Here is a 10,268-nt window from a genome sequence, read left to right on the forward strand (position 1 = left end):
CGGGTCCTTCAGTGGGCGAGGGTTTCGCGGGATTCGCGGAGGATGCCGAGCGCCTGCTGCACAGGGCGGTCGGAGAAACTGAACAGCACGCAGTCGGTGGCGCCGGCTTCCAGGCGCAGCTCGGCCCAGGAGGGCACGACGAACAGATCCTTGGCCTCGAAGGCGAAGCGCCGGCCGCCGATCTGCGCCACGCCGCTGCCTTCCACCACCGAATAGACGCTGGCGTCGGTGCTGCGCGCGGGCTGCCCGAGGAAGCCGGCCGGCAGCAGTTGCAGGCAGGTGGCGATGGTCGGCATGGCCCAGCCGCCGGTGGCCGGGTTGACGTAGCGCAGCTTGTGGCCTTCCCAGGGATCGGGCCGTTCGAGGCGCGCCAGGCGCTCGAGGGCCTCGCGGCTGCGCGCGTAGGGGTAACTGAACAGCGGCGAGGTCGGCGTCGTCGGCTGATGGCGCAGCGGCAGCATGTTGCTGCCGTAGCGGGCGAGGCTGTCGCCTTCGCCACGTCGCAACGGCTGTACCGGTTCATCATGGTTTTCGGCGAAGGTGGCGCCGAAGAAACGCAGCATCGGGATGTCCAGGCCGTCCAGCCAGACCACCGGCTCGCCGCCTTCCGCGGCGGCGCGGTTGCCGTGGTCGTGCCAGGTCCAGGACGGGGTGATGATGAAGTCGGCCGGCTCCATGCGGGTGCGTTCGCCGTCCACCGAGGTGTAGGCGCCGTAGCCCTCGACGACGAAGCGCAGGGCCGACTGGGTGTGCCGGTGGCTGGGGGCGATCTCGCCCGGCAGGATCAGTTGCAGGCCGGCGTAGAGGCTCGGGGTGATCGCCGACTGGCCGGGAAGGTCCGGGTTCTCCAGCACCAGCACGCGGCGCACCGCTTCCTCGGCGCTGATCAGGTCGCCTGCCTCGAGCAGGAACGGGCGCAGTTCGCGATAGCGCCACAGCGCCGCCTGGCAGCCGCCGGCGGGTTGCGCCGGGACCAGGCTGTGCAGGGCTTCCCAGAGCGGGGTGAGGTGCTGCTGGCGGATGCGTCGATAGAAGTCGGCGCGCTTCTCGGTGGAATTGTCGTTATGCATACCGATGAATCTCCGGCGGGAGGAGGCGGGGCCGCCTCGGTCTGGTAGTCATTATTCGAGGTGAAGGCATAACCGAATAATGATATTTAGACATCGACCTATACGTATTTGAGGATGGCTTGCGATGGACTGGACCCGCCGCCTGCGCCTGCAACACCTGCAACTGCTGGTCAGCCTGATGGAGACCGGCAACCTCAGCGGCACCGCCCGGGCCGCACACACCACCCAACCGGGCCTGTCGAAGTGGCTCAAGGAACTGGAGGAGGACGTCGGCGCGCCGCTGTTCGAGCGTCACGCCCGTGGCCTGCGCCCGACGCCCTATGGCATGACCCTGTTCAACCACGCCCAGCGCGTGCTCACCGAGATGGAGCGGGCGCGGCAGAACCTCGAGGCGATGCGCAGCGGCAGCGGCAGCCGGGTGCTCCTCGGCACGTCGCCGGCCTCCGCGCCGAGCCTGGTGCCGCGCGCATTGCGGGCGTTCCTCGGACGCTACCCCGGGGCCCAGGTGGAACTGCTCGAAGGCACCATGAACGGCCTTCTCGAGCGGCTGGAGAAACGCCAGCTCGATGTGGTGGTGGGGCGCCTGGACAACTATGCGCCGCGCGCCAGCCTGCGCTGCGAGGTGCTCTACAGCGAGGCGATCGTGGTGATGGCGCGCCCCGGTCACCCCCTGGCCCAGGCCGCCGCGCTGGACTGGGAAGACGTGCGGCGCTACGACTGGATCGTCTGGCCGCCCGGCTCGCCGATCCGCAGCAAGCTCGACATGGCCCTGACCCAGGGCGGCCGGCAGCCGCCGGCCTACCGCCTGGAGTCATCGTCGATGCTGGCCAACATCGAATTGTTGCGTGGCAGCGACATGCTATCCATCGGCTCGGCGCGGGTGGTCGAGCACCTTGCCGGGCTCGGCCTGGTGGCCAGGCTGGCGCTGGAGATTCCCGGCGAGGGCGCGGTGGGCATGTGCTGGCGCGACGAACCGCACCGCGACCGTGCCAGCGAAGACCTGCTGGCCTGCCTGCGCGAAGGCGCGGCGGCCGAGTAGGGCGCCGGCCGGCGGGTGCTATTGCAAAAAGGCCGCGGCTTCTCGACAATGCGATTCATTATCATTCATGTGTCGCCCCGACTTTCCCATGTCCGCCCCGATCCTTCTCAGCGCCCACCATCGCGCCATGCATGCGCTGTACAGCGAGCACCATGGCTGGTTGCAGAACTGGCTGCGCGGCAAGCTGGGCTGCGCGGCGGACGCGGCGGACGCGGCGGACCTGGCCCAGGACACCTTTCTGCGCATCCTGCTCAAGCGCGAACTGCGCGAGATCGGCATGCCGCGCGCGTTCCTGCGGACCATCGCCCGCGGCCTGGTGATCGACCACTGGCGTCGCGAGGAACTGCAGCGCGCCTACCTCGAAAGCATCGCCCACCTGCCCGAGGCACAGGCGCCGTCGCCCGAGGCGCGGGAACTGGTGCTGGAACTGCTGGAGGAAATCTCGCGGATGCTCGACGGGCTCAAGCCGAAGGTCCGCACCGCCTTCCTCCTGGCCCAGTGCGAAGACCTCAGCCACCGGCAGATCGCCGAACGCATGGGGGTTTCCCAGCGTAGCGTCGAGCGCTACGTGGCCGAGGCGCTGTACCACTGCTACCTGCTGCGCTACGGCGAATGAGCGGAGCCGTGGACGGGACGCGCGGTAGGGTCGACGAAGCGGTGGTCAGGCAGGCCATCCACTGGCTGGTCCGCCTGCGCTCGCAGCCGGCCGACGATCGCCTGCAGCGCGCCTGCGCGGCCTGGCGCGCGGAGCACGGCGAGCACGAGCGGGCCTGGCAGCAGGTCAGCGCGCTCAACGAAGAACTGCAAGGACGCTTCAAGGCGCTGCCCGGCGGGGTCGCCTACGGCACCCTGGACAGTAGCGCGCAGCGCCTGCAGCGGCGCCAGGCGCTGAAACTGCTGTCGCTGCTGGTGGCCGGCGGCGCCGTGGCCTGGGTCGGTCGCGACAGCCTGCCCTGGCAGCGCCTGAGCGCCGACTACAGCACCGCCACCGGCGAGCGGCGCAGTATCGAGCTGGTCGACGGCACCCGCCTGCAACTGAACACCGACAGCGCGGTCGACGTGCGCTACGACGCCGGCCAGCGCCTGATCCTCCTCGCCCGCGGCGAGATCTTCCTCGCCAGCGGCGCCGATACGCAATCGCCCACGCACAGGCCGCTGCGGGTACGTACCGCGCAAGGGCTGTTCGAGGCCCTCGGCACCCGTTTCAACGTACGCCTGCAAGATGCCGCCACCTGTCTCAGCGTCAGCGAGGGTTCGGTGCGCATCGATGCCTTCGGCGCGCGTCCGCTGCAGGCTCCGGTGGCCGAGGCGGGGCAGAGCTATCGGATCGCCGCCGACGGCGTGCGGCGCCTCGAACGGCCGCAGATGGACGCCGTGGCCTGGGCCGATGGCCTCATCGTCACCCGCGACATGCGCCTGGCCGATTTCCTCGCCGAGGTCGCCCGCTACCGCAACGGCTACCTCGGCTGCGCCGCGGAGGTCGCCGACCTGCGCCTGTCCGGGGTCTATCGCCTGGACGACACCGACAAGCTGCTGCAGGTGCTCGCGCGGACCCTGCCGGTGCGCCTGCAGCGACATACCCGCTGGTGGGTGAGGGTGGTCGCCGCCTGAGTCGCGCCGGCGGCCGCGTGGACGCTTGCTTTCGTCCGGAGCGAAACGCACTGAAAATTATTTTCATTATTTTTGTCGGCTTTCCGCGACTGGTCCGGCTTTACCGATTGAACACCCTTCAACGACTCCAACGGATCCCGTTCATGACCGCCACCGCCGTCGTCCTCCGCAATGCCCCGTCGTCCCTCGATTTCCCCCGCGCCTCGCGCCTGAGCCGTTCGGTGCGCGCGGCCCTGCTGTCGTTGGCCATGGCGGCCGGCGCGGCGCCGCTCTGCGCCTCGGCCGCCGAAGCGGCGGCGGAACAGGCGCGGCCCTATGCGATCCCCGCCGGACAGTTGGGCGACGTGCTCAACCGCTTCGCCCGCGAGGCCGGCATCACCCTCTCGGCCACTCCGGCGCAGACCGGTGGCTACAGCTCCCAGGGGTTGCGCGGCAGTTTCACCGTGCAGCAGGGCCTGGCCCGGCTGCTCGCCGACACCCCGCTGGAAGCGGAAGACCAGGGCGACGGCAGCTTCGTCTTGCGCGAGGCGCCGGCAAAGGACGGCGATGTGCTGAACATGCAGGCGGTGGAGGTCTTCGCCCTCGGCAACAACCTGGGCAGCACCGATGGCTACCTGGCCACCCATAGCCAGATCGCCACCAAGACCAGCAAGCCGCTGCTGGAAACCAGCCAGACCGTCTCGGTGATCACCCGCGAGCAGATCGACGACACCGCCTCCAAGACCGTACAGCAGGCGATGCGCTATACCCCCGGCATCTTCACCGGTCAGGTCGGCGCCTCCAACCGCTACGACTACGTGGTGATGCGCGGCTTCGCCGACAACAGCGTGGACAACATCTACCTCGACGGCCTCAAGGCCATGGGCGACAGCGGTACCTTCAGCTCGATGCAGGTCGACCCGTACTTCCTCGAACGCATCGATGTGCTCAAGGGGCCGTCCTCGGTGCTCTACGGCCGTAGCCTGCCGGGCGGCCTGGTGGCGCTGACCAGCAAGAAGCCGTTGTACGAGGACTACCGCCAGATCACCGGCAGCATCGGCAACATGGGCCAGAAGGAGATGGGCTTCGATTTCAGCGGGCCGCTCGACGAGGAGAAGCGCATCGCCTACCGCCTGATCGGTCTCGGCAAGGGCTCGGACACCCAGTTCGATCACGTCAAGGAGGAGCGCTACGCCATCGCCCCGACCCTGGCCATCGACTTCAGCGACGACACCACCCTGACCCTGCAAGGCTACCTGCAACACGATCCCAACGGGGGCTACCACGGCGGCGTACCGGCCGACGGCACCCTGTCGCACCACAACGGCCGGCACATCTCCCGCGAGTTCTTCGATGGCGAGCCGAGCAAGGACGACTTCGACCGCACCCAGCGGATGTTCGGCTACCAGCTGGAGCACCGCATCGACGACGTCTGGTCGGCGCGGCAGAACTTCCGCTACCTGGACTCCGACGTCGACCTGTCGCAGGTCTACGCCTACGGCTGGAGCGCCAGCGAGCCGAACAAGCTGAACCGCTACTTCAGCGGCGCCCGCGAGCACCTGCAGGCGTATATCGTCGACAACATGCTGCAGGCCGAATTCGCCACCGGCGCGGCGCGCCACACCCTGCTCACCGGCCTCGACTACCAGCGCCGGCGCACCGTGGTCGACTGGCGTTCCGGCTCGGCCTCGGCGCTGGACGCGTTCAACCCGGTCTACGGCGACGACGCCATCAGCTATTTCCCGGACGACAACCACACCCGCCGCCTGGAGCAGACCGGCGTCTACCTCCAGGACCTGATCGACATCGACCAGTGGCGCTTCTCGCTCGGCCTGCGCCAGGACTGGGTCAGCGTCACCGACAAGAACCGCAGCACCGGCAGCAAGGCCGACGACGACTGGGAGAAATTCACCGGGCGGATCGGCGCGCTGTACCTGTTCGACAACGGCCTGGCGCCCTACGTCAGCTACTCCGAGTCGTTCAACCCGAACGCCTATTCCGACGCCTCCGGCACGCCCCTGGCGCCCACCGAGGGCAAGCAGTGGGAACTCGGCCTGAAGTTCCAGGCGCCGGGCAGCAACAGCTTCTACACCGCCTCGCTGTTCCATATCACCCAGGAAAACGTCGCCTCCAAGGAACCCCAGGACAACTTCTACACCTCGGTCGGCGAAGTGCGCTCCCAGGGGCTCGAACTGGAGGCCCATACCCAGCTCAGCGACAACCTGAAACTGCTCGGCAGCTACACCTACACCGACATCACCTACACCAAGTCGCTGGACGGCAACCAGGGCCATACGCCGAACCAGGCGCCCAAGCACATGGCTTCGCTGTGGGCCGACTATGCCTTCGACGCCGGCCCGCTCAGCGGTCTGAGCATCGGCGGCGGCGCTCGCTACGTCGGCGAGACCTGGGCGGACAAGGAAAACACCTTGCGGGTGCCGGACTACACCCTGGTCGACGCGCGGATCGGTTACGACCTCGGCAAGCTCGGCCTGAAAGGCCTGGACGTCAGCCTCAATGCCAACAACCTGCTGGACAAGGACTACGTGGCGTCCTGCTACAGCCTGGACTTCTGCTACTTCGGCGAGAAGCGCAACGTCACCGCGACGGTGAACTACCAGTTCTGACCGTCCTCCCGGGCCCCGGCGCCAGCGCCGCGGTACCGGCCAAGCAGCCCGGCGCGCAACGTACGCGCCGGGCATTCGCCGGCGTCGCCGGCCGTACCCTGGTTACCTGGAGCCCCCATGCGCCCCGTCCTGGTCCTGCTGCACCGCTATGTCGGTCTGGCTACCGCGCTGTTCCTTTTCCTCGCCGGTCTCACCGGCAGCCTGCTGGCCTTCCATCATGAAATCGACGAATGGCTGAACCCCGGCTTCTACGCCGTGGGCGAGGGTGGCGAGCGCCTTTCCCCGGGCAGCCTGGTGCAACGCGTCGAGTCACGCTATCCGCGACAACTGGTGTGGTACATGGAGTATCCCGAGGCGGGCGGGCATCCGGCGTTGCTCGCCACCGTGCCGCGCGAGGCCGGCGCCAAGGTCGAGCACGACGTGTTCTACCTCGACCCGGTCAGCGGCGAGGAAGTCGGCAAGCGCCTCTGGGCGGCCTGCTGCTTCCAGCCGGCGAACCTGGTTCCCTGGGTCCTGGAGTTCCACCACAACCTGACCCTGCCGGGGAACTGGGGCCTGTACCTGATGGGCGGGGTGGCGATGTTCTGGTTCCTCGACTGCTTCGTCGGCGCCTGGCTGACCCTGCCGCGCGGCCGGCCGTTCTGGAGCAAGTGGACGACAGCCTGGAAGATCAAGCGCGGCAACGCCTACCGCTTCAACTTCGACCTGCATCGCGCCGGCGGCCTCTGGCTCTGGCTGCTGCTGGCGCCGGTGGCGCTGAGCAGCGTCGCCCTGAACCTGCCGAGCCAGGTGTTCAAGCCGCTGGTATCGCTGTTCTCGCCGATCGAACCGAGCGTCTACGAGGCGCGCGGGCGGCTGCCCAGGGAGCAACTGGGGGAGACCCGCCTGGACTACGACCGCACCTTCCAGTTGGCCAGCGTCGAAGCGGCGCGGCTGGGCATCGCCGAGCCGATCGGCGAGCTGTACTACAGCTTCGAATACAACTTCTTCGGCGCCGGCTTCGGCGACCACGACGACCCCATGGGCAAGTCCTGGCTGTTCTTCCACGGCAGCGACGGCCGCCTGCTAGGCCAGGAAGTCGCCGGGCAGGGCAGTTGGGGAGAGCGTTTCTACCGCTTGCAGTACCCGATCCACGGCGGGCGCATCGCCGGCCTGCCGGGACGCATCGCCATCGCCGCCCTCGGCCTGGCCATCGCCGGGCTGTCGCTGACCGGTGTCTACATCTGGTGGCGCAAGCGCCGGGCGCGCCACTGGAACGGCCGCTAGACGGCTGTTAGTCTGGCTGCCTCCCACACCACCAGAGGATGGACGAATGAACGCAAGGATCGCCGCATTGGGACTGCTCCTGCCCCTGGCCGCCGGCAGCGCCGTGGCCGCGGAGGAGGGCAGCTCGGTCAAGGATGCGGCCAAGGCCGCGGTGTCCTCGGCCATCGAGACCGGCAAGAACCTCCTCGGCGGGGTCAGCGAGGGCATCACCAGCGGCCGCCAGTCGGCCCAGGGCGCCGATGGCGCCAAGGTGGTCTCCGACAACGCCGGCTTCGCCGAGATCGGCCAGGTCGAAGTGCTCAAGACCGAGCCGCGCGACCAGCAACTGGCCGTCACCCTCGGCTTCAAGAACGACGGCGACGCCACCGTGCGCCTGATCAACCTGACCCAGACCGGCGCGCTGCTGGTGATCGACAACGACGGCTACTCCAACGCCCTGGTCGCCCTCGCCAACCCCGACGACGTCACCGTCCCGGCCAAGGCCGGCATCCGCCAGACCTTCGTCTTCGAAGGCGGCGCGGAAGGGATCAAGGCGGTGCGCCTGTGGGGCAAGGACCTGCCGGTGAAGTGAATTCGAGTCTGCGTCAAAGCAGCCCCGCCTTGGCGGGGCTTCTTTCTGCCGGGCCACGAGCGCAAATAATCAGCTCACCAGAACCCGGCCGAGCGCTGCCTGGAGACCGATTGGTCCTTCCCATTACGAAAATGACGACATCGCATCGATCCTGAAACGTCCGCACAGCCAGGACGACGCAATGAAGGCAAAGTGCCATTCCTTCCTGTCCCTGTTTGGATTAGCATTCCTACTTTTGGACTAATCCCCCCTCAACACGCCCATGTCGTTTAGCTATGCGGTGGATATTGAAGGGAACTCGCAGGACATCGGATGTTGCGTTCTAGCTATCGTGCGGTTGTCGCTGGCTTGGTTTTACTGCCGCTTCTTGCCAGCGCCGCCCCCTTCACCTCCCCCGGCGACCGCGACCTGATCCGCGACCGCCAGCAGCGCCTGCTGGACGAACAGCGCAAGCGCCTGGAGGAACTCCAGCAACTGCCCGGCAAGGGAGCGCCCGCCGCTGCGGATGCCTCCGGCGACGACGAGCGCTGCTTCGAGATCCGCCGCATCGAGCTGGAAGGCGCCGGGCACCTCGGCGAAAGCGCGCGTCGCCAACTGCTGGCGCCCTACCAGGGGCGCTGCCTGGGCGTCGGCCAGCTCAATGCGCTGCTCAAGGCCGTCACCGACCATTACCTGGATCGCGGCTACGTCACCACCCGTGCCTACCTGCCACAGCAGGACCTGGCCTCCGCGACCCTGCGCATCATCGTCGTCGAAGGCCGCCTGGAGGGCCTGGACAGCTCCGCGCTGGCCAGCCCGCGCGAACTGGCGATGAGCTTTCCGGGCAGGACTGGCGAGTTGCTCGACCTGCGCGAGCTGGAGCAACTGGTCGACCAGTTGAGCCGCCTGCCGTCGCGCCAGGCGCAACTGGAGCTGGTGCCCGGCAGCGAGGTCGGCGGCAGCCGGGTGCGTCTCAAGGGCGAGCGCGACAAGCCCTGGCGGGTCTCCGCCACGCGCAACAACGACGGCGACGTCAGTACCGGCGAGCAGCAGATGGGCCTGGGCCTGGACTGGGACAGCCCGCTGGGCCTGGCCGACCAGCTCAACCTGCGCGCCAACCGCGACGCGGTGACCGACCGCTGGCGCCATTCCGACAGCCAGAGCCTGTTCTACAGCCTGCCCTGGGGCTGGTGGACCTTCACCTACGGCTACAGCCAGAGCGACTACCGCACGCGCAACGAGGCCAGCGGCTTCCCCTTCAAGCTCGATGGCGACAGCCGCAGCCACCAGTTCCGCGCCGAACGCGTGCTGCACCGCGACGGCGTGAGCAAGACCGCCATGAGCCTGGGGCTCAGCCACCAGCGCACCAACAACTATGTCGAAGACACCCGCCTGGAAGACCAGAGCACGCGGATCACCGAGACCCAGCTCGGCTTCAACCATGGCCGGCGGATCGGCAGTGGCTTCGTCAACCTCGACCTCGGCTGGCAGCAGGGCATCGGCGCCCTTGGCGCGCAGGGTCGCGGCCACCCGCACGCGGGCGATCCGAATGCGCGCTACGACAAGTACAGCCTGACCCTCAGCTACCTGCAGCCGTTCCAGCTATGGGGTGAGCGCTTCAGCTTCGACAGCCTGGCCACCGGGCAAAGGAGCGAGGACGTGCTGTTCAGCCCGCAGCGCATCAGCCTCGGCGGCAACAGCTCGGTGCGCGGCTTCAAGGACCAGACCCTGACCGGCGACAGCGGCGGCTACTGGCGCAACCAGTTGCGCTGGCGGCGTGCGGTGGAATGGGCGCCGCTGCGGCCCTGGCTGCAGGAATACGGCGTGGCCTTCGCCTACGACGTCGGCGTGATCCGCCACGACCGCTACAACGACGGCGCCAGCGGGCGCATGAGCGGCAACGCCATCGAACTGGATGCCCGCGGCCGCTATTTCGCCGCCAGCGTCGGCTTCGCCCGCTCGCTGGAGCGGCCCAGCGCCATCGAGCGGCGCGAGCACCCGATCTATTTCCGGGTCGACGCGTTCTTCTGAAGACGCGGCGACCTCCTGAACGCTTTAGGAAAGCGCCTACCTGCATCGAGGCCCTTTCCTTGGAAAACCTTGCTTAACCTCGCCGGGCCCCTACC

General features: G+C 68.1%; 8 protein-coding genes. 7 read left to right on the forward strand and 1 reads right to left on the reverse strand.

The window, feature by feature from the left end; all coding sequences use genetic code 11:
* Positions 1 to 8: 8 nt before the first annotated feature.
* Positions 9 to 1,070, reverse strand: a complete 1,062-nt coding sequence (gene gtdA, locus ACI766_RS13170; protein WP_412828508.1) for a gentisate 1,2-dioxygenase — start codon at positions 1,068 to 1,070, stop codon at positions 9 to 11.
* Positions 1,071 to 1,194: 124 nt separating this feature from the next.
* On the opposite strand from gtdA, the gene ACI766_RS13175 reads away from it, so the two are divergent.
* The 7 genes from ACI766_RS13175 (at position 1,195) to tpsB1 (ending at position 10,173) form a co-directional block, all read left to right on the forward strand.
* Positions 1,195 to 2,109 carry a LysR family transcriptional regulator gene (locus tag ACI766_RS13175; RefSeq protein ID WP_003089777.1) on the forward strand — a complete coding sequence of 305 codons (915 nt, stop codon included), beginning with the start codon at positions 1,195 to 1,197 and terminating at the stop codon, positions 2,107 to 2,109.
* Positions 2,110 to 2,197: 88 nt separating this feature from the next.
* Positions 2,198 to 2,725: a sigma-70 family RNA polymerase sigma factor gene (locus ACI766_RS13180; RefSeq protein WP_311185887.1), complete on the forward strand. Its 528-nt coding sequence runs from the start codon at positions 2,198 to 2,200 to the stop codon at positions 2,723 to 2,725.
* An 8-nt stretch (positions 2,726 to 2,733) separates the two neighbouring features.
* Entirely contained in the window at positions 2,734 to 3,720 is a 987-nt protein-coding gene (foxR, locus tag ACI766_RS13185) for an anti-sigma factor FoxR (protein WP_003113290.1), read from the forward strand.
* A 143-nt stretch (positions 3,721 to 3,863) separates the two neighbouring features.
* A complete protein-coding gene (gene foxA / locus ACI766_RS13190) occupies positions 3,864 to 6,326 on the forward strand; it encodes a ferrioxamine receptor FoxA (protein ID WP_003113289.1) in 2,463 nt (820 codons plus the stop codon).
* 117 nt (positions 6,327 to 6,443) lie between these two features.
* Positions 6,444 to 7,592 (forward strand): PepSY-associated TM helix domain-containing protein, encoded by a 1,149-nt coding sequence (locus tag ACI766_RS13195; RefSeq protein ID WP_003113288.1) that lies wholly within the window; start codon positions 6,444 to 6,446, stop codon positions 7,590 to 7,592.
* Between the two features lie 46 nt (positions 7,593 to 7,638).
* Positions 7,639 to 8,163 carry a hypothetical protein gene (locus ACI766_RS13200; RefSeq protein WP_003089762.1) on the forward strand — a complete coding sequence of 175 codons (525 nt, stop codon included), beginning with the start codon at positions 7,639 to 7,641 and terminating at the stop codon, positions 8,161 to 8,163.
* Between the two features lie 312 nt (positions 8,164 to 8,475).
* Positions 8,476 to 10,173: a two-partner secretion system transporter TpsB1 gene (gene tpsB1, locus ACI766_RS13205; protein ID WP_023104395.1), complete on the forward strand. Its 1,698-nt coding sequence runs from the start codon at positions 8,476 to 8,478 to the stop codon at positions 10,171 to 10,173.
* The last annotated feature ends 95 nt before the right edge of the window (positions 10,174 to 10,268 follow it).

The organism is Pseudomonas sp. DL (assembly GCF_047199225.1).
Classification (GTDB): domain Bacteria; phylum Pseudomonadota; class Gammaproteobacteria; order Pseudomonadales; family Pseudomonadaceae; genus Pseudomonas; species Pseudomonas aeruginosa.

What these genes read in the sequence shown, in the direction of transcription:
- gtdA (WP_412828508.1), bottom strand. Translation starts at nt 1,070, where the DNA reads ATGCATAACGACAATTCCACCGAGAAGCGCGCCGACTTCTATCGACGC.
- ACI766_RS13175 (WP_003089777.1), top strand. Translation starts at nt 1,195, where the DNA reads ATGGACTGGACCCGCCGCCTGCGCCTGCAACACCTGCAACTGCTGGTC.
- ACI766_RS13180 (WP_311185887.1), top strand. Translation starts at nt 2,198, where the DNA reads ATGTCCGCCCCGATCCTTCTCAGCGCCCACCATCGCGCCATGCATGCG.
- foxA (WP_003113289.1), top strand. Translation starts at nt 3,864, where the DNA reads ATGACCGCCACCGCCGTCGTCCTCCGCAATGCCCCGTCGTCCCTCGAT.
- ACI766_RS13195 (WP_003113288.1), top strand. Translation starts at nt 6,444, where the DNA reads ATGCGCCCCGTCCTGGTCCTGCTGCACCGCTATGTCGGTCTGGCTACC.
- ACI766_RS13200 (WP_003089762.1), top strand. Translation starts at nt 7,639, where the DNA reads ATGAACGCAAGGATCGCCGCATTGGGACTGCTCCTGCCCCTGGCCGCC.
- tpsB1 (WP_023104395.1), top strand. Translation starts at nt 8,476, where the DNA reads ATGTTGCGTTCTAGCTATCGTGCGGTTGTCGCTGGCTTGGTTTTACTG.